The 18,932-nt window shown below is 67.4% G+C and carries 19 protein-coding genes; 8 read left to right on the top strand and 11 right to left on the bottom strand.

Annotated elements, in window-relative coordinates; genetic code table 11:
* Positions 1-4 precede the first annotated feature (4 nt).
* Positions 5-559: a dCTP deaminase gene (gene dcd, locus WG901_RS13905; RefSeq protein ID WP_339587668.1), complete on the bottom strand. Its 555-nt coding sequence runs from the start codon at positions 557-559 to the stop codon at positions 5-7.
* A 137-nt stretch (positions 560-696) separates the two neighbouring features.
* On the opposite strand from dcd, the gene WG901_RS13900 reads away from it, so the two are divergent.
* Both WG901_RS13900 and WG901_RS13895 read left to right on the top strand, forming a co-directional pair.
* Positions 697-2,034 (top strand): sensor histidine kinase, encoded by a 1,338-nt coding sequence (locus WG901_RS13900; protein WP_339587667.1) that lies wholly within the window; start codon positions 697-699, stop codon positions 2,032-2,034.
* A gap of 9 nt (positions 2,035-2,043) precedes the next feature.
* The gene (locus WG901_RS13895; protein WP_339587666.1) at positions 2,044-2,535 is read left to right on the top strand and encodes a response regulator; all 492 of its coding nucleotides are present in this window, start codon (positions 2,044-2,046) and stop codon (positions 2,533-2,535) included.
* A gap of 161 nt (positions 2,536-2,696) precedes the next feature.
* Here the strand turns inward: WG901_RS13895 and WG901_RS13890 are convergent, their stop codons facing one another.
* The gene (locus tag WG901_RS13890) at positions 2,697-4,013 is read right to left on the bottom strand and encodes a nucleotide sugar dehydrogenase (protein ID WP_339587716.1); all 1,317 of its coding nucleotides are present in this window, start codon (positions 4,011-4,013) and stop codon (positions 2,697-2,699) included.
* 425 nt (positions 4,014-4,438) lie between these two features.
* Here WG901_RS13890 and WG901_RS13885 point away from each other — a divergent pair, with 425 nt between their 5' ends.
* The 4 genes from WG901_RS13885 to WG901_RS13870 all read left to right on the top strand — a co-directional run bounded on the left by WG901_RS13885 (position 4,439) and on the right by WG901_RS13870 (position 9,371).
* Positions 4,439-5,770 carry a hypothetical protein gene (locus tag WG901_RS13885; RefSeq protein WP_339587665.1) on the top strand — a complete coding sequence of 444 codons (1,332 nt, stop codon included), beginning with the start codon at positions 4,439-4,441 and terminating at the stop codon, positions 5,768-5,770.
* 101 nt (positions 5,771-5,871) lie between these two features.
* On the top strand, positions 5,872-7,020 hold the full coding sequence (gene wecB, locus WG901_RS13880; RefSeq protein ID WP_339587664.1) for a non-hydrolyzing UDP-N-acetylglucosamine 2-epimerase: 1,149 nt from the start codon (positions 5,872-5,874) through the stop codon (positions 7,018-7,020).
* A complete protein-coding gene (wecC, locus tag WG901_RS13875; protein WP_339587663.1) occupies positions 6,998-8,299 on the top strand; it encodes a UDP-N-acetyl-D-mannosamine dehydrogenase in 1,302 nt (433 codons plus the stop codon). Before wecB ends, wecC begins: the two co-directional genes overlap by 23 nt.
* Before the next feature lie 100 nt (positions 8,300-8,399).
* Positions 8,400-9,371 (top strand): hypothetical protein, encoded by a 972-nt coding sequence (locus tag WG901_RS13870; RefSeq protein ID WP_339587662.1) that lies wholly within the window; start codon positions 8,400-8,402, stop codon positions 9,369-9,371.
* A gap of 18 nt (positions 9,372-9,389) precedes the next feature.
* Here the strand turns inward: WG901_RS13870 and WG901_RS13865 are convergent, their stop codons facing one another.
* From WG901_RS13865 to WG901_RS13840, 6 genes are all read right to left on the bottom strand, one after another.
* On the bottom strand, positions 9,390-9,563 hold the full coding sequence (locus WG901_RS13865; protein WP_339587661.1) for a hypothetical protein: 174 nt from the start codon (positions 9,561-9,563) through the stop codon (positions 9,390-9,392).
* 102 nt (positions 9,564-9,665) lie between these two features.
* A complete protein-coding gene (locus WG901_RS13860) occupies positions 9,666-10,427 on the bottom strand; it encodes a molybdopterin-dependent oxidoreductase (protein WP_339587660.1) in 762 nt (253 codons plus the stop codon).
* A complete protein-coding gene (locus tag WG901_RS13855; RefSeq protein WP_339587659.1) occupies positions 10,424-11,248 on the bottom strand; it encodes a cytochrome b/b6 domain-containing protein in 825 nt (274 codons plus the stop codon). Before WG901_RS13855 ends, WG901_RS13860 begins: the two co-directional genes overlap by 4 nt.
* Before the next feature lie 18 nt (positions 11,249-11,266).
* Complete coding sequence (locus tag WG901_RS13850) at positions 11,267-11,899, bottom strand: carboxymuconolactone decarboxylase family protein (protein WP_339587658.1); 633 nt, start codon at positions 11,897-11,899, stop codon at positions 11,267-11,269.
* Positions 11,900-11,927: 28 nt separating this feature from the next.
* Positions 11,928-12,551 carry a carboxymuconolactone decarboxylase family protein gene (locus WG901_RS13845; protein ID WP_339587657.1) on the bottom strand — a complete coding sequence of 208 codons (624 nt, stop codon included), beginning with the start codon at positions 12,549-12,551 and terminating at the stop codon, positions 11,928-11,930.
* An 83-nt stretch (positions 12,552-12,634) separates the two neighbouring features.
* Positions 12,635-13,051 carry a secondary thiamine-phosphate synthase enzyme YjbQ gene (locus WG901_RS13840; protein WP_339587656.1) on the bottom strand — a complete coding sequence of 139 codons (417 nt, stop codon included), beginning with the start codon at positions 13,049-13,051 and terminating at the stop codon, positions 12,635-12,637.
* Positions 13,052-13,162: 111 nt separating this feature from the next.
* Here WG901_RS13840 and WG901_RS13835 point away from each other — a divergent pair, with 111 nt between their 5' ends.
* Together WG901_RS13835 and WG901_RS13830 are read left to right on the top strand one after the other, a co-directional pair.
* Positions 13,163-13,954, top strand: a complete 792-nt coding sequence (locus tag WG901_RS13835) for an enoyl-CoA hydratase-related protein (RefSeq protein ID WP_339587655.1) — start codon at positions 13,163-13,165, stop codon at positions 13,952-13,954.
* The gene (locus tag WG901_RS13830; RefSeq protein WP_339587654.1) at positions 13,951-14,715 is read left to right on the top strand and encodes an enoyl-CoA hydratase/isomerase family protein; all 765 of its coding nucleotides are present in this window, start codon (positions 13,951-13,953) and stop codon (positions 14,713-14,715) included. Before WG901_RS13835 ends, WG901_RS13830 begins: the two co-directional genes overlap by 4 nt.
* A gap of 8 nt (positions 14,716-14,723) precedes the next feature.
* Here the strand turns inward: WG901_RS13830 and WG901_RS13825 are convergent, their stop codons facing one another.
* The 3 genes from WG901_RS13825 to WG901_RS13815 are packed head-to-tail and all read right to left on the bottom strand — an operon-like array spanning position 14,724 to position 18,922.
* A complete protein-coding gene (locus tag WG901_RS13825) occupies positions 14,724-16,271 on the bottom strand; it encodes a DHA2 family efflux MFS transporter permease subunit (RefSeq protein ID WP_339587653.1) in 1,548 nt (515 codons plus the stop codon).
* 22 nt (positions 16,272-16,293) lie between these two features.
* A complete protein-coding gene (locus WG901_RS13820; RefSeq protein WP_339587652.1) occupies positions 16,294-17,457 on the bottom strand; it encodes an EmrA/EmrK family multidrug efflux transporter periplasmic adaptor subunit in 1,164 nt (387 codons plus the stop codon).
* Positions 17,450-18,922, bottom strand: coding sequence for an efflux transporter outer membrane subunit (locus tag WG901_RS13815; protein ID WP_339587651.1), 1,473 nt, complete (start codon positions 18,920-18,922; stop codon positions 17,450-17,452). The genes WG901_RS13820 and WG901_RS13815 overlap by 8 nt, the downstream gene beginning before the upstream one ends.
* Between the last annotated feature and the right edge of the window lie 10 nt (positions 18,923-18,932).

Raw genomic sequence — 18,932 nt, 5'->3', positions numbered from 1 at the left:
GCGCCTAGAGTCGCGGCAGGGTCACGCCCTGCTGGCCCATGTATTTGCCCGCGCGATCGGCATAGCTGACCTCGCAGGGCTCGTTGCCCTGGAGGAACAGGAACTGGCAGGCACCCTCGTTGGCATAGATCTTGGCCGGCAGCGGCGTCGTGTTCGAGAACTCGAGCGTGACGTGCCCTTCCCAACCCGGTTCGAGCGGGGTCACGTTCACGATGATGCCGCAGCGCGCATAGGTGCTCTTGCCGAGGCAGATCACCAGCACGTCGCGCGGGATGCGAAAATATTCGACCGTGCGCGCCAACGCGAAAGAGTTCGGCGGGATGATGCAGACGTCGGTCTTGCGATCGACCAGGCTCTTGCCGTCGAAATTCTTGGGGTCGACGGTCGAGCTGTCGATGTTGGTGAAGATCTTGAACTCGTCGGCCACGCGCGCGTCGTAGCCATAGGACGAGAGCCCGTAGGAGATGCAGCCGTCACGCCGCTGCGCCTCGACGAAAGGCTCGATCATGCCGTTTTCGAGCGCGTTGCGCCGGATCCACTTGTCGCTGAGAATCGCCATCCCCGCGTGATCGCGCAAGCCGGCGGGGGGGGCAAGCGGCGGCGGAGCGCTTGTCCACCGGCCATGGATGCTTTCGCGCATTGCCATCCCCTACCGATCGCTTTAGCCAAACGCCACAATTCAGGGGATCGGCGATTTTGGACGATAGCGCGACCGCTTCGGGTACCGTTCCGGTCCGTCGCCCCCCGTGGTGGGGCAAGTCGATGATGCCCGTCTTCGCCGGCCTCACCGCCGCGCTGCTCGCGCTGGCGCTGGTGATCGGCCAGACGATCGTCGCGCAGCGCGATGCCCGTGCCCTGGCCATGACCGAGGGCGACACGCTGCTCGCGCTCAACGCGCTGATGTCGGCCATGCTCAACGGCGAGACCGGGCAGCGCGGCTACCTGCTGACCCAGCGGCCCGACTACCTGACACCCTACACCAGCGCCAAGATGCGCCGCGATCGCGCCTCGCAGCAGTTGCGGGCGATCGCGGCCCGCGCCGGCGACACGCGGTTCCAGGCCGATCTCACGCGGCTCGAGGGTATGACCGACGCCAAATTCGCCGAGATGGACCGCTCGGTCGCGCTCGCCCGCGCCGGCTATCGCGACCAGGCGCTCGCGCTGATCCAGGCCGATTTCGGCAAGATGCAGATGGACGCGATCCGCCGCGAGATCTCGCGGATGAGCCTCGACAAGGCGAAGCGGCGGCGCACGGCCTTCGCCAGCGCCGAGATCTTCGAGCGTCGGCTGCTGCCGCTGATCGGCGTGCTCAGCCTCGCCATCCTCGCGCTGATCTACGCGGGCTTCCGCGCCGAGCGCAGCCGCTCGCTGGCCCAGGCCGAGGCCGATCAGGCCGCGGCCCTGCGCGAGGCCAACGCGCGGGTCGAACTGCTCGCGCGCGAGCTAAACCACCGGGTGAAGAACCTGTTCTCGGTGATCCTCTCGATCGTCTCGCTCTCGGGCCGCAAGCAGGCCTCGAGCCGCGAGGTGGTCGACGACATCCGCGCGCGCATCCGCGCGCTGTCGCTCGCCCATTCGGCGAGCCAGGGCGGCTACGGCACGCCGACGACCGAGCTCGGCCCCGTGATCGTCAAGACGATGGAGCCCTATGCCGACGGGGACGGCACACGCGTGCGCGTCGGCGGGCCGCGGATCGAACTGCCCGCGCGGATGATCACGCCGCTCGGCCTGATCGTCCACGAGCTCGCGACCAATGCGGTCAAGTACGGCGCGCTGTCGGTGCCCGAAGGCGCGGTCGAGATCGCCTGGACGGTCGCCCCCGACGGCCATCTTTCGCTGACCTGGAGCGAGCGCGGCGGCCCGGCGATCGCCGGCGAGACCGGCACCGGCGCGGCCGGCTTCGGCTCGCAGATGACCACGCTCGCCGCCAGCCAGCTCGGCGGCACGATCGCGCGCGAATGGCCCGAACAGGGCGCCATCGCACGGTTGAAATTTCCCCTGCCCTCGGACAGGGACGAGTTCGAAAAGGCTTGATCGGAAACGATGATTCTCCAGACCTCCGCCCCGCTACCGACGTCCCTGCCGGTGCCGACCCCGCTCTATCCGGTCCTCTTCGCGCCGTCCGGCACGCCGCCGACCGGCCACCACGCGGCGCCCTCGGGCCGTCCCGGCGAGCGCCTGCTCGGCAAGCGCGTGCTGATCGTCGAGGACGAGGCGATGGTCGCACTCGAGCTGCAATATGCCTTCGAGGACGAGGGCGCCGACATCGTCGGTCCGGCGCAGACCCTGGCGCGCGCCTTGGCGACGGTGAGCCAGGACCACGAGATCGACGTGGCCCTGCTCGACGTCGACCTGGCGGGCGAGAACATCTATCCGGTGGCAGACCTGCTGCGCCAGCGCGGCGTGCCTTTCGCCTTCCACACGGGCCACGGCTCGCGCTCGGAGATCGGCGCGCTGTTCCCGGGGGCGACGACCTTCATGAAGCCGGCGCTGCCCGAGGCGCTGATCGAGCACCTGGCGGGGATTGCGCGGTAGCGCTTCGCCACCCTCATCCAAGCTTCGCTAGCTCCTGACGGAGCAAGCTGCGCTATCCTTCTCCCGCCAGCGGGAGAAGGTCGGCTACCCCTCTCCCGCTGGCGGGAGAGGAAGCGAGACTTAGCCGCGCAGCGGCTTAGTCGCAGCGGTGAGGGTGGCCTCTAAAGCGTCCAGTCCGCCGCCGCGCCGAGCTCGCCCTTGAGGTCCGCGAGCGTCCCGCCCTTGGCGAGCAGCTTGCGCAGCGCCTTGCCGCCCATGTCGAGATAGGCGCGGTGCGGCACGGCGAGGACCACCATGTCGTACTGGCGGCTCAGCGCATCGCCGACCAGCGGGATGCCGTATTCGTGCAGCGCCTCGGCAGGATCGGCCTCGGGATCGTGCACCGTCACGCCGTGGCCGAGCCGGCCCAAGGTGCAGACGAGGTCCGCGACCTTCGAATTGCGCAGGTCGGGGATGTTCTCCTTGAAGGTCAGCCCGAGCACCAGCACCGAGCCGGGCTTGCCGTCACGCGCTGCGTGCAGCTGCTTGCCGACCCAGCCGGCCATCGAATCGTTGATGCCGCGGCCCGAGAGGATCACGCGCGGATCGATCCCGAGCTGTTCGGCGCGGTGCGAGAGGTAGTAGGGATCGACGCCGATGCAGTGCCCGCCGACGAGGCCGGGGGCGAAGGGCAGGAAGTTCCACTTGGTCCGCGCCGCGGCGAGCACGTCCCAGACCGAAAGGTCCATCTTCGAGAAGATCTGCGCGATCTCGTTCATGAAGGCGATGTTGATGTCGCGCTGGGCGTTCTCGATCACCTTGGCCGCTTCGGCCGCCTTGATCGACCTGGCGCGGAACACGCCGCCCGAAGTGATCGCGTCGTAGAGCTCGGCGACTCTTTCGAGCACTTCGGGGGTCTGGCCCGAGACGACCTTGGTGATCTTGTCGATCGTGTGCTCGCGGTCGCCGGGATTGATCCGCTCGGGGCTGTAGCCGAGGAAGAAGTCCTTGCCGCATTCGAGGCCCGAGGCCGCTTCGAGCAGCGGCGCGCAGACATCCTCGGTGACGCCCGGATAGACCGTGGACTCATAGACCACCACGGGCACGCGCCCTTCGGCGCAGGCCGCGGGCAGCAGCGCACCGATCGTGCGGCTGGCCGCCTCGACGATGCGCAGATCGGGGCGGTTGGCGCCGTCGATCGGGGTGGGCACGGTGACGATGTAGAAATCGGCAGGCGGGCAGCGCGCGGCGTCCGAGAGCAGCGCCAGCTCGGAAGCCTCGAGCCGCTCGGGCGTGATCTCGCCGGTGCGGTCGTGGCCCTTCGCGAGTTCCTCGATGCGGCGCGTGTCGACGTCGAGCCCGATCGTCTCGAACCGCCCGGCCAGCGCCACGGCGAGCGGCAGCCCGACATAGCCGAGCCCGACCACGGCGACGCGCGTCGTGAGCGCTTCCCCCGGTGCGAGCGGCGTCGCCTGGGCGGTCTGGGCGGGCGAATACATATAGGTCAAAGGCGGCCTCGCTGGTTTGCGCGAAGCCGGTTTAGCGGGAGGGTGTTTTTAGGCGGTTAATGCGGGTGGAGGCAGCGATCCGTTCGGCCTGAGCTTGTCGAGGGGGGCCGGTCGGAATTCACGAACTTCGCGCGTGTGGCGCATGGAGAGTTTTATGTGGTGAGTCGCGCGAAGACCGCGGCTTTCTGCGGGTTTGCGCGGGGTTTCGACGATGTCAAAGAGCGCGCGGAGTGTGGTGAAGTTTGCGGATGTAGGAAAGGCTGGTCCAACCCCGAATTCGTCGCTTCGCACTGCAATTTCTGATAGCGCAAATGGCAGTGCGCCAGCGCCGATACTGTTATATTTTTGGTTTTAAACGTGAATTCTCAGAATAATACATCGATACCCTCCAAATCGATTGACCTAATCGGAGAGCCATGCTCGTTTTCGAATGGGGAGAAAGCATGTCCTATCGAAAGTTGCCGCTGGCATCGTTGGTCGTAAATCCAGCAAATGACCGGCATGGCGAGTTAGAAAATGAGACCGCCGCAATTGCGCAGCTCTTTGCCACGCAAGAGCTGCATATGCGCAGTCTCGCCAAGGATCTTGTTGCCAAGGGTGAAATCTTCGAGCCACCTCTCGTCTTCCCCTCAGGCGACAGATATATTGTAGCCGACGGCAATCGCCGTACTACCTGCCTCAAGCTCCTGGCCACGCCCCGTCGGGCACTCACGGTCGAGCTGCAGGAATTCTTCGCAGATTGTCGTAAAAACTGGCCGGGCGACTTTCCTGATAAAGTCGAATGCCGAGTTAAGACCGACCGTGATCGCGTCGATGATATTCTGTTTCGGCGTCACACAGGCGTACAAGGCGGTATCGGCCAGAGCACCTGGAACGACCGAATGAAAGCCAATTTTGTCATCCGTACTGGCAAAGGCGGCGGCCTTAACGTTGCAGATGAAATTGAGAGGCGGCTCAAAGATGCTAAATTGCTGCCAGGGCGTAAAATTCCGCGCTCCAATCTGAATCGCCTACTCTCCGCGGAATCACTTCGCAATAGGTTAGGCATATCGGTACGGAAGGGAAAGCGCGACATTATTCGAGACGAGCAGGAGACACTAACTGCATTACATCGAGTAGCTAACGACCTAGCCAGCCGCACCATAACTTTGGACGATATTTGGGACACAGAATCTAAGCTCGCCTATATCGATGCTCTAGAAACTGAAGGTGTGTTGCCGCAAATTGCGCTTAAATCTAAGACAAGCCCCGGCACGCCTACGCCAGCGCCACGCGTGCCGCACCCAATTCCCGCGCCCCCGCGCCCCCCGGTTTGGCCTCATCTAATTCCCAACGTGAGCTATGGGGTCACATGGTCAGCACACCTCCAACGGCACCGCGCGATCTGGGAGGAATTGCAGTACAAGCTAGATCTCGGCGAGACCCCCAACGCGGTATCAGTGCTACTGCGAGTGCTGCTCGAACTCTCAATCGACAATTATGTAAAACGCCGACAACTCACAAATGTACAGGAAGGAGACAAGCTCGCAAACAAGGCTGGCAAGGTCGCAGATCACCTCCATGCCGCGAGCAAGATCGACAAGAAATATCTCGGCGCAATCGTTAAGCTTAAACAAGGCGAGGAAATCGTGTCGCTAGACACGCTCAACCGCTATGTTCACTCGCCAAACTTCAGTGTATCGCCTGACCATCTAAACATGCTGTGGGCGACGCTTGCTGAATTTATTGTGCTTTGCCTTGAGGCGTGACGTGTGGCCGCGTGCTTAGCAACAGGCCTGCGCCGCCTTACGTTTTCGGCCAGCCGCTCCACCTAACCCCCCCTTAACCCCCGCCCGCTAAACCCGCGCCCATGAGCACCGCCGCCGCCCCCGCCACCATCCTCGTCGTCTTCGGCACGCGCCCCGAGGCGATCAAGCTGTTCCCCGTCGTCGCGGCGCTCGAGGCCGATCCGCGCTTTCGCCCCGTGGTCTGCGTCTCGGCGCAGCATCGCGAGATGCTCGACCAGGTGCTCAGCATCGCCGGGATCGTCCCCGACTACGATCTCAACGTCATGCAGCCCGGCCAGACGCTCGACGCGCTGACCGCGCAGCTGCTGGTCGGGCTCGGCAAGGTGATGGACGAGGTCCAGCCCGACCGCGTGATCGTCCAGGGCGATACGGCGACGGCGATGGCCGGGGCGCTCGCGGCCTATTACCGCAAGCTGCCTGTCGACCACGTCGAGGCGGGGCTGCGGTCGGGCAATATCTATCACCCGTGGCCCGAGGAGATTAACCGCAAGATCATCGGCTCGATGGCCGCGCTGCACTTCGCGCCGACCGCGACCTCGGCCGCGGCGCTGCATGCAGAGAACGTCGATCCGGCGCGGGTCCACGTCACGGGCAATACGGTGATCGACGCGCTGCACTGGGTGTCCGAGAAGATCGCGGCCGAACCCGCGCTCGCCGCGGGGCTCGCGCCGCTCGAGGCGCGCTTCGCAGGCAAGCGGATCATCGGCGTCACCAGCCACCGCCGCGAGAATTTCGGCGGCGGGCTCGAAGCCATCGCGGACGCCGTGCGGCGGATCGCGGCGCGGCCCGACGTCGCGCTGGTCTTCCCGGTCCATCCCAATCCCAACGTCCGCATGGTGATGAACGATGCCCTGGCGGGCCTCGACAACGTCGCGCTGATCGAGCCGCTCGACTATCCGCACTTCGCGCGGCTGCTCGGCCTCGCCGAGATCATGCTGACCGATTCGGGCGGCGTGCAGGAAGAGGCGCCGGCGCTGGGCAAGCCCGTGCTCGTCATGCGCGAGACCACCGAGCGGCCCGAGGGCCTGGCCGCGGGCACGGCCAAGCTCGTCGGCACCGATGCCGACCGGATCGTAACGGAAATTTCAGCCCTGCTCGACGATAAGGCCGCTTACGAGGCCATGGCGCGCGCGCACAATCCCTTCGGGGACGGAACCGCGGCGCGCCGTATCGTGGAGATTCTGGGTAATGAAATCGGACGCCAAACCTGAAGTCTGTGTCGTCGGCCTCGGCTACATAGGCCTGCCCACCGCGGCGATCATCGCGCGATCGGGCAGCAAGGTGCTCGGCGTCGACGTCACGCAAAGCGTGGTCGACACGATCAACCGCGGCGAGATCCACATCGAGGAGGTCGATCTCGACGGCCTCGTCCAAGGCGTGGTGTCGCGCGGGCTGCTCGCGGCCTCGACGCAGATCGCCCCGGCCGACGTCTTCGTCATCGCCGTGCCGACGCCCTTCGACAAGAACCACGCGCCCGACATCTCCTATGTGCTCGCCGCGGGCCGTTCGGTCGCTTCGGTGCTCAAGGCCGGCGACGTCGTCATCCTCGAATCGACCTCGCCCGTCGGCACGACCGAGGAACTGCGCGATCTGATCGCCGAGCTGCGCCCCGACCTCAAGGTGCCCGGCCGCAGCCAGGGCACGCCCGACGTGTCGATCGCCTATTGCCCCGAGCGCGTGCTGCCGGGGAAGATCCTCGAGGAGCTGACCAACAACGACCGCTCGATCGGCGGCATCACCCCGCGCTGCGCGCGCAAGGCCTTGGCCTTCTACAAGCGCTTCGTGCGCGGCACCTGCGTGACCACCGACGCGCGCTCGGCCGAGATGACCAAGCTGGTCGAGAACGCCTATCGCGACGTCAACATCGCCTTCGCCAACGAGCTGTCGATCGTCGCCGACAAGATGGGGCTCGACGTCTGGGAAGTGATCCGGCTTGCCAACCGCCACCCGCGCGTCAACATCCTGCAGCCGGGCCCCGGCGTCGGCGGCCACTGCATCGCGGTCGACCCCTGGTTCATCGTCCACGGCGCGCCCGAGGAGACGCCGCTGATCCGCACCGCGCGCGGGGTCAACGACGGCAAGATCCACCACGTCATCAAGCATGCCGATGCGCTGATCTCGGCGCATCCGGGGGCCAAGGTCGCTTGCCTGGGCCTCGCCTTCAAGGCCAACATCGACGACTTCCGCGAGAGCCCGGCGCGGCTCGTCGCCGCGACCCTGGCGCGCAAGTTCGGCGAACGCATTCAGGTCGTCGAGCCCTATGCGGCCGAGCTGCCGCGCGAATTCGACGGCACGGGCGCGAGCCTGATCGACATCGACACCGCGCTCGAGGACTGCGACGTGCTGATCGCGCTGGTCGACCACGACGTGTTCCGCGTCGTGCCGCTGGCCGAGCGCGCCGACAAGCTCGTCTACGACACGCGCGGCATCTGGCCCGACCAGCCCAAGCCGGCCGAGCTGGACCGCGGCGGGCTGCGGCTGGCGAGCTGATCGCCCGAGACGGCATCCCGACACCGCGTGATGGCGCGGTTTCGGATGCATCTGCCGCCGGCTCCGTTGCCATCGGACGACGACGTGCCAGCATAGGCACATGACTCGCCTCGCACTTGCACTGCTGCTCGCCGTCGGTCTGCCGGCTTCGACCCTGGCCGAGCCGCCGGCGGCAAAGCCCGTGGCGGCCGAGGCGCGCTTCGTCCCGACCTTCGCGCCACCGCTCGGGCAGCCGCTGCTCTATCGCCTGACCACCGAACGCAGCACCCCGGTCGTCAAGACGCAGGCGGTGTTCGACCAGCAGGTCGTGTTCGAGCGGCTGGGCGACGATGGCTTCGTCATGCGGTTCCAATGGCTGCGCGTGACCCAGGGCGGCCGCAGTTACGACCTGGCCAAGGATATCGACAGCTTTCCGGTCGAAGCGCGGGCGATGTTCGCGCCGATGGCGATGGAGCTCGACGCCAATGGCCGGCCGCTGCGGATGCGCGACTGGCAGAAGCTGCGCGAGGGGCTGATCGACATGTCGCCGCTGATGGCGCGCGGGCTCGAGGACGATCCTGCCCGGCGCGCGGCCACCGAGAGCTTCCTGCGAAACTTCCTCAAGCGCTACGCCGCGCTCTCGGCCGAGGAAGCGGTCAACCACATGGTGCGGGGCTGGCCGCAAGTCCTCGCCGAGCTCGGCAGCGAAGTCGAGCTCGGCCGCGAGGCGCAGTCGATCATGCAGGCGCCCTCGCCGTTCAGCGCCGAGCCGATCGACTATGCGACCGCGGTGATCTGGACGCGCACCGACGAGGGGCGGACCCTGCATCTGACGCGGCGGTCGACCCCCAGCCCGGAAGGCCTGCGCGCGGTCGGCGAAGGCTTGACGAGCGCGGTGAAGCAGTTCCGTCCGCCGGGAAAGCGCGCCGATCCGGCGGAGATCCGGCGGATGTTCGCGGACATGAAGCTCAGCATGCAGACCGAGATCGATTTCGATCGCGCGACCGGCCTCTTGCGCAAGGCGGTCTTCGAGAAGAGCGCCACGACGAACGGTCAACAGGGCACAGACCGGATCACGCTGACCGCGCTGTAAGGCGGCGCGGGTGCCCCGTCAGCTATCCTTCACGATCGCGTGGAGCGCTTGGGTCAGCTCATCGATGTCCGTGGCGACCTTCCTGGCCCAGTCGGTCTGTGCGAAATGTTCGGTCAGCTTGGTCTGGCTGAGAAAGGCGACCGCCGCGGCCAGACAGTCGGCGCGGCTGATCGTTTCATGCTGGTTTGCCATTGCAACATCCCCTTGTGGTTGCCGGGGATGAATTATGGGAGGGCGCAGCGGCGTGATAACCGGGATTGCTCGGTTGCCGATCTTTAAGCCGCGCGCGGCGCCTCAGATCCCCGCGTACCAGGCGTAGTCGCCGACGTCCTCCCAGTAGCCGCCCTTGCCGCCGTAGAGCCCGGCGAGGCTGGCGCGGACCTCGATGCGCTGGACGAACTTGGCGTGCTTATAGCCGAGCTGGCGTTCGACTCTCAGGCGCAGCGGCGCGCCGTTGGCGACGGGCAGCGGCGCATCGTTCATCCGCCAGGCGAGGATCGTCTGCGGATGGAAAGCGTCGAGCAGGTCGATCGATTCGTAATAGGGCCGCGTGTCGAAGCGGTCGGCGCAGTGGAACACGAGGTAGCGCGCGCGCGGCAGCAGGCCGGCGAGTTTCAGGATCTGCGAGAGCTGCGGCCCCTGCCAGACACCGATCGCGCTCCAGCCCTCGACGCAATCGTGGCGGGTGATCTGGCGACGCTGCGGCATGGCCTGGATCGCCGCGAGCGGCAGCGCCAGGGGCTTGGCGACGAGGCCGTCGACCGTCAGGGTCCAGTTTGCGAAGTCCTGCGCGGCGTGGCTTTCGTAGTCGGCGCCAGCGACGCCGCGGTTGCCGTTGGGGCGGAACACCGGCGAGACGTCGGCGGGCGAAAACTCGCGCGCGAGCGGCTCGTGCCCGCCGATCAGCCGCTGCGAGCGTTCATGCAGCGCCTCGGCTCCGCTCAGCAGCGAACGGAATCCCGGGCTCTCGCCCAGCCGGTCGCAGCCGCCGAGCAACAGGCCCGAGCCGGCGGCGCCCGCGGTCAGCAGACCGCGGCGGGTGATCAGCCTGCTCATCGCGGCAGCCTGTACCAGCCGGTGATCATCGCGCGGACTTGGTTGAACGGCCCCGACAACAGGACCATCGCCAGGTGGATCACGAAGAAGCCGAGCAAGCCGAAGGCGGCGAGGAAGTGCAGCGAGCGCGCCGACTGGCGGCCGCCCCAGATCTCGGTGACCCAGGGCCAGGCGGCGTCGATCCCCGGCGCCATGCCGAGCCCGGTGACGATCACCAGCGGCAGCAGGCCGAACAGCACGCCGGCATAGGCGAGCTTCTGCAGCACGTTGTAGCGCGTGGCGGCCACGCCCGTGGGAAAGCGCAGCCGCGCATGAGCCTTCACGTCGCGCCAGACATGCGCGGGGCGCCATTCGCGACGGCTGATGTGGATGTCGCGACGCAGGTGGCCGTTCACCAGCGACCACAGCAGGTACAAGGCCAGGCTCAGCGACAGCACCCAGGCGAAGGCCAGATGCCAGCGCCGGCCGATCGCGAGGTCGTAGTATGACGGAATCGTCGCCCAGTGCGGAAAGGCCTTGTGCCGCTCTGCCCCGTCTGCGCCTTGCGAGACGCCCAGCAGGCCGGTGGTGCGGATCGTCACCTGGCCCACCCGCAGCACGCCCTCGCCCCGGACCGCACCGATCTCGAGCCATGCCTTGTCGAAGTTCGCGCCGTATTCGCCCCAATAGAGTCGCGGATGGGCGTTGAAGATCGTCAGGCCGCTCATCAACATGAGCGCCAGGGTGACGGCGTTGAGCCAGTGCCAGAGCCGCGTCGACAGCCGGTGGCGGTGCACGCGCTCGCCGCCCTCGGATGCCAGTGGATCAACCGCCTCGTTCATCGGACGAGGCTAGGCGATTCAGGGCCGCGCGGACAGCCCCACGTTGTAGTCGGCCAGCGGCACGCGCAGCGTGTTCTGGACATAGGCGATCGCGACATACTGGCCGATCATGAAGGGGAATTCGATCAGCTGCTGCTCGTTCCACTGCGAGGACAGGACCGTCCAAGTCGCTTCGGACAGCGCGCTGTCGCCGATCAGTTCCTCGACGCCGCGCACCACCGCGCGGTCGAAGTCGCTCCAACCATCGGCCGACGAGCCGTCGAGGACGCGCTCGATCTCTTCGGGGGTCAGCCCACAGCGCTGACCGATGCGCACGTGCTCGCCCCATTCGTAGGGAGCGCGGCAGAGCAGACCGCAGCGCAGGATCGCCAGTTCGCGTTCACGCGGCGGGATCGTGCCATTGTAGAGTGCGTCGCCGAGGATCATGTTCGGCTCGAACAGCGGCCGGTTCTTGATCATGATCCGCATGTAGTCGGGCATTTCGGTGGTCGGCGGCGCGCCCGCGCCGGCGCGGACCTTGTTGACCAGCGCGAAGGCCTCGGCGTCGCATTGGTCGTTGGGAAGCGGCGACACGCGCGGGCCATCGCCCACGACATGCGCCTGACGCGCGGCGACGTCGACCTCGATCCGGCCGGTTTCGATCCTGCTCATGTTCTCTCCCATTCTAGCCTTATTGGGTTCAGCGGTGACTGAGCCCCGTGTTGTTGCCGTCGAGCCGGAAGCGAACCGAATTCTGCTGCATCGCGGTGGTCGTATAGACCCCGACCAGCACGGTGAACTCCATCAGCTGCTTGTCGTCCCAAGTCTTCGCCAGCGTCGCCCAGGTCTCGTCGGTGATCATGTAATCGGCGTGGAGTTCCTCCACCGCCCGCATGATAGCGCGATCGTGTTCGCTCCAGCCCTCGGCCGCCGAACCCTGCGTGCAACGCTCGATTTCCTCCGCGGTGATCCCGCAGCGGTTCTTGCCCATCTCGACATGCTCACCCCATTCGTAGGGCGCGCCGCAGATCCAGGCGTTGCGCAGGATCGCCAGCTCGCGCTCGCGCGGGGGAACCGATCCCGCGGCCAAGGCGATGCCGATCGCCATCTGCCCGCGGAACATGCCGGGATGGACGAGCATCTGGCGGAAGCTCTCGGGCATGAAGCCGTTCTCGGGCATGCCGAAAGCGGCGCGGATCTCGACCGCGGCCTCCTCGGCCTCGGGCGGGAGATTGTCCTCGGGCAGCGGTTCGATCCGCGGCGGCCGACCGACGATCTGCGCCATGCGCGCGGCGATGTCGCGCTCGTTCGGCTCGAAGCTCATGTCCCGGTCTCTCCTCTCAACTGGCTCGCGCATTCCATAGAGCCTCGGCCTTGCTGAACAAGTGCCCAATCATCGCGGCGGCGTCATTCGCCCAGAAGGTGGAGCGCGACCTCGCGCCGATGCGCGGCGCGCCGGTGTTCTGCGAGATAGATTCCTTGCCAGGTCCCGAGTTGCATGCGCCCGTACCGCACGGGAATCGACAGGTTCACGCCGGTCAAGGTCGCGCGCAGGTGCGCGGGCATGTCGTCGGGGCCTTCGTCGTCATGAGCATAGCCGTCGCTCTCGGGCGCGAGCCGTTCGAACCAGGCGGCCAAGTCGGTCTTCACCGCCGGCGCGGCGTTCTCCTGGATCAGCAGCGAGGCCGAGGTGTGGCGGCAGAGCAGGGTCAGCAAGCCTTCCTGGATACCCGTTGCGCCAAGCCAGGTCGCGATTTCCTGGGTGATCTCGGTGAAGCCGCGCCCGCGCGTGGCGACGGTGAGGATGGTGGAGGCCTGTCGCATCGTCCCGGTATAGGCAGGAAAGAGCGCCGTGCCAGCCCGCCGATCGTCGGTTGACCAAGTCGGAATATATATGTCATTTTGACATGATCATTCCAAAATAAGGGCGAGACGATGACCGACCTGGCAACCGAGTTCTGCACCGTCGCGATCGACGGGCATGTCATGACGGTGACGCTTAACCGGCCAGAGCGGCGCAACGCGCTGCATTCGGACGCCAGCTACGAGCTCGGCGCGGTGTTCGACCGGTTCGACGCCGATCCCGACCTGTGGATCGCGATCGTCACCGGCGCGGGGGACAAGGCCTTCTGCGCAGGTGCCGACATCGTCACCGAGACGTCGCGCGAGCGCCCGCCCGTACCCGAATCGGGCTTCGCCGGCCTTGTCTGGCGTTTCAGCCGCCGCAAGCCGGTGATCGCCGCGGTCAACGGCATGGCGATGGGCGGCGGTTTCGAGACCGCGCTCGCCGCCGACATCATCGTCGCCGCCGAGACCGCGACCTTCGGCCTGACCGAACCGCGGATCGGGCTCGCCGCGCTCGGCGGCGGCATCCAGCGCGTGGTCGAGGAATTGGGGCCGAAGCGCGCGCATGCGCTGCTGCTGACGGGCCGCAAGATCACCGCGCAGGAAGCCCAGGCCATGGGCCTGGTCGCCGAGGTCGTGCCCGGCGATCAGCTTCTCGCCACGGCGCGGCGCTGGGCCGACGAGATCCTGGAATGCTCGCCCGCTTCGATCGCCGCGACCAAGGCCGTGGTCCAGTCGGTCGACGGCCACGGCCTCCGGCATTCGATGAAGGACATGTTCCACCTGCCCGAAGTGCGCAGCCTGCTGACCGGCCCCGACGCGCGCGAAGGGCCGCGCGCCTTCGCCGAGAAGCGCAAGCCGCAATGGGACAATCCGCAGTGAACGGCGATCTCGTCCTCGTCGAGCGGCGCGATGCGATCGCGCTGGTCACGCTCAACCGGCCCGAGCGGCGCAACGGCATCACCGTCGACATGTGCCACGCCTTCTACCGGGTGATCCGGGACGTGGCGGCGAGCGACGCGCGCGTCGTCGTGCTGCGCGGCGCAGGCAAAGACTTCTGCGTCGGCGCCGACCTCACCGGAGGGGATTCGGGCGAAGGTCCGCCAACGCGCGAGCGCGTGGGCGACATGCATCAGGCGGCGGCGGTGCTCCACACGATGCCGCAGGTGTCGATCGCCGCGATCGACGGCGGCTGCGCGGGCGCCGGGCTCGGCTGGGCGACCGCCTGCGACTTCCGCTTCGCCACAAGCGAGGCGCGGTTCAACACCGCCTTTCTCCAGGTCGGCGTATCGAGCGACATGGGGCCGCCCTGGTTCCTCACGCGGATCGTCGGCGGCGCCAGGGCGCGCGAGCTGATGCTGTTCCCGGGCAAGCTGACCGGCGAGGAGGCGCTGAAGCTCGATCTCGTGACGCGACTGTTCCCGCGCGAGACCTTGCACGCGGAGGTGCTGTCGCTGGCCGAGGAGCTCGCCGCGCGCGATCCGCTGGCGCTGCGCATGGCCAAGGCCAACCTGCTCTCGGCCGAAGAACTCGCGATCGTTGACTTCATCGAGATCGAGACCGCGCGCCAGCTCGAGACCGTCGATCGGCCCGATCTGGTGGCGCGGATGGCCGAGGGCTTTCGCGCGGCGAAGGACCGATAGCGCGGGCTCTAGTGCCCGCCCGCGCCGGGGCCGACCGCGCGCTTGGGCTTGGGCGACAGCCAGACCAGCGCCGCCGCGAAGAACAGCACCATGGCGGTGATCCAGAACAGGTGATTGACCGAGAGCATGATCGCCTCGGATTCGACGAGGTTCGAGATCGTCTGCCGGCCCTGCTCGGCCGACATGCCCGAGCTCTGCAGCGCACGCACGGTGTCGTCGGGCTGGATTTTCGAGACGAGCTCGCTGCGCGCGACGCGCTGCTCGTTGCCCCAGGTGGTCAGCGCGAGCGAGGTCGACACCGCGATCGCCATGGTCCGCAGGAAGTTCTGCAGGCCCGCGGCCGAAGGCACCTCCTCGGGCTTGACCGCGGCCAAGGACACCGAGGTCAGCGGGATCATGAAGAACGACATCGCCAGGCCCTGCAGGATCTGCGGCATCGCCAGCGTCCAGAAATCGGCGCTGCTGTCCCACTGCGTGCGCATCAGCGTGGTCAGCGCCATCCACACGATGGCGAGCGAGATCATCATCCGCGGATCGGCCCAGGACAGCATGCGCGCGGCGATCTGCGAGGTCAGCATCGCTGCGAAGGCGGTGAAGGCGGTGACGATGCCGGCGTCGGTCGCGGTATAGCCCATCGTCGACTGCAGCCACTGCGGGATCAGCACGATCGAGGCGAAATAGGCGCCAAAGCCGAAGGCCAGGGTGAAGACGCCCGCCGAGAAGCCGCGGTTGGCGAATATCCGCAGGTTGACGATCGGATGCTCCTCGGTGAGCTCCCATATCACGAAGACGCAGAAGCCGATGAAGGCGCCGATCGCCAGCATGACGATCATGGGATCGCCGAACCAGTCGTGATCGCGGCCGATGTCGAGCATGATCTGCAGGCAGCCGATCCAGAACACGAGCAGCGCGAGGCCGATGTAGTCGATTGGCAAGCGCTGCGTCTCGGTCTCGATCGGACGCAGGATCAGATACCCCATCACCGCGCAGAAGGCCGCGACGGGCAGGTTGATGAAGAAGATCCAGTGCCAGGAGATGTTGTCGCTGATCGCGCCGCCGATGATCGGGCCGAGCGCGGGGCCGGCCAGGGTGGTCATCGCCCAGAGGCCCATGGCCATGCCGCGCTTCTCGGGGGGGAACACGCGCATCAGCAGGGTCTGCGACATCGGCATCAGCGGTGCGCCGCAGATGCCCTGGCCGATACGGCAGGCGACGAGCATGCCCAGGGTGACCGACATGCCGCAAAGCAGCGAGAAGACGCCGAAGCCCACCATGGCGAACATGAAGCACTTCACCGCGCCGAAGCGTTGCGCGAGCCAGCCGGTCAGCGGCACGCAGATCGCCTCGGCGACGGCGTAAGAGGTGATGATCCAGGCGCCCTGGTCGAGCGAGATGCCGAGGTTGCCGGCGATGTGCGGGATCGAGACGTTGGCGATCGTCAGGTCGAGCACGACCATGAAGTTGCTGAGCGCCAGCACGATCCCGGCCAGAACGCGCCGCGAAGGCGGAATCATCAGCCAGGTCTGCAGTTCGGCGGATTGCGGTTTGCTGGCCATGACTGGGCTCCGCGCGCTTCTGTCAGCGGCCCGAGACGTCGATCTCGACTTCCATCGACAGGCCGACGCGCAGCGGATGCTCGGCGACCTCCTTGGGATCGAGCTCGATGCGAACGGGCAAGCGCTGGACCACCTTGATCCAGTTGCCCGTGGCGTTCTGCGCCGGGATCAGCGCCATCGAGGCACCGGTGCCGCCGGCGATACCCGCGACCTTGCCGTGATAGGTGACCGAGCCGCCGTAGATGTCGGCCGTGGCCGTCGCCGGCATGCCGATCGCCACGCGCTGGAGCTGACGCTCCTTGAAATTGGCGTCGATGTAGACCTGGGTCAGCGGCACGATCGTCATGATCGGCGTGCCCTGGGCGACGCGCTGGCCGAGCTGGACCTGGCGCTTGGTGACGGTACCGTCGATCGGCGCGCGGATCACCGTGCGCTCGAGATCGAGCCTCGCCGCGTCGAGCCTGGCGCGCGCGGCCTGGACCGCGGGATCGGTGTCCTCGTTCGAGCCGCGCACCAAAGCATCGTTGGCCGCATACTGCCCCTGCGCCGCGGTGCGGGTCGATTCGGCCTGGGCGATCACCGCCTGGGCCTGGGCCAACTGCGCGCGCGCCGACTGGAACGCCTGCCGCGCCGAGCTCAGCTCCTCGCCCGAGACCGCGCCGTTGCCCGAAAGCGCCTGGCGCCGCGAGAGATCGATGCGCGCCTTCTCGAACTCGGCCTGGGCGGCCATGACCTGCGCGCGCGCCACGGCGATGTCCGATCCGCGCGCCTGGACCTGGGCCGACAGCGCGGCGCCGGTCGCGACGCTCTGGCGGAACTTGCGACGCGCCTCGGCCAGTTCGGCCTCGGCCTGGGCGACCGCGATCTTCTGGTTCGACGGATCGAGCTTGACCAGAATATCGCCGCGCTTGACCGCCTGCGTGTCCTTGACGTTGACCTCGATCGCCTGCCCCGCGACCAGCGGCGTCACCTGCGCGACCTCGGCGTTCACATAGGCGTTGTCGGTGCCGACATGGTTGCGGCCGACCAGGAAGTACCAGAGCCCGTAGACGACGGCGACGACCAGGACGACGATCGCCAGACGCGTGAGCCACACGCGGCGCTGCGCCTTGCGGCTGGCGGCCTTGATCGCGGCTTCGTCTTCGGTCTCGGCCGGCTCGATTGCAGGAGGATTGGCGTCAGCCATGGGGTTGGTCCTTGGAAGTGGTGCGGGCGGGCTCGAAACCGCCGCCCAGAGCGCGAATGAGGGCGATGTCGACGGAGCGCAGGCCGGCGTGGAGCCCGGCAACGGCAAGCCGCGCCTGGAGCAGCCGGTCCTGCACGGTCAGGACATCGAGGTAGTTCGACAGCCCGCCGTCATAGCGCTGGCGGGCGATGTCATAGGCATCCTGCGAAGCGGCGAGCGCCGCGCGCGCTTGCACGAGACGCTGCTCGGCCGCGCGCTGGCTGGTCACCGCATCGGCCACCTGCTGATAGGCGGTGACCACGGTCTGGTCGTAAGTGGCGACGGCCTCGTCGTAGGTCGCACGGGCACCGCGGTAGCGGCCCTGGATCGCGCCGCCGTGGAAGATCGGCAGGCTGATCGCCGGACCGGCGCTGCCATAGGTCGCGTCATCCTTGAACAGATTGCCAAGGCCGAGGGCCTGGACGCCGAACATCGCCGAGAGGCGGATCGCCGGGAAGAAATCGGCGCGTGCGACCTTGATCCGGCTCGCCGCAGCCTCGACACGCTCGCGCGCGGCAGCGACGTCGGGGCGCCGGCCGACGAGATCGGTGGTAACGTTCTCGGGGAGGCCGCGCAGGGCGGGCACCGGCAGGGTCGGGCGCGCGATGGCGAGGCCGCGGTCGGGCCCGGCGCCGAGCAGCGCGGCCAACTGATTGCGGCGCAGCGCGATCTGCTCGTCGGTGGCGGCGAGCGCCCCGCGTGACGTCGCGACTTCGGCATCGGTCTGGCGCTCGCTGCCCCGCGTCTCGAGCCCGTTGATCCGGCGCTGCGAGATCAGCTTCTGCGTCGAGAGCTGGATGTCGAGTTCGCCCTGGCGGACGTCGCGTTCCTCGAACAGCCGCGCGAGATCGACATAGGCCGAGGCGATGCCCGCAGCGAGCATGAGCCGTGCCTGCTGCGCGTCGATCGCCGCGGCACGCTGTTCCGAAGTCGCCGCGACGAGCGCCGCGCGGTTCTTGCCCCAGATGTCGAGCTCGTAGTCGAGGCTGGCGCTGATGTCGGCGAAGTCGTTCCAGCCCTTGGGCAGGAAGGCCTTGAACTCGTCGGGATAACCGAGTTCGAGCGACTGCTTGCGATAGTTGGCCGAGCCGCCGACGTCGAGCCTGGGCAGGGTTGCGCCGCGGGCTTCCTGGCGCATCGCCGTGGCGCGGCGGAAGCGCGCGGCGGCGGCGGCGACGTCGGGTGAATTGCGCAGGCCCTCGTCGATCAGCGCGTCGAGCTGGGCATCGCCGAGCCCGCGCCACCAGCCGTCTCCCGGCCAGGCCGCGGACGGCTGGCCGGGGAGGCTCTGGCTGGCTGCCACGCTTTGGGGGGCGCGTGGCAGCGGCTTGGGGCCGAGCTGGGGAACCGGTGCGCAGGCGGCCGCGACAAGCGCGACACAGGGCACCGAAAGACGCAGGGATTTGGAGAGACTCGGCAGCGACATAAAAACCGTA

This window comes from Novosphingobium anseongense (assembly GCF_037482895.1).
GTDB classification, from domain to species: domain Bacteria; phylum Pseudomonadota; class Alphaproteobacteria; order Sphingomonadales; family Sphingomonadaceae; genus Novosphingobium; species Novosphingobium anseongense.
The sequence above is the reverse complement of the archived record's forward strand: the minus strand, read 5'-3'. Positions and strand labels throughout refer to the sequence as shown.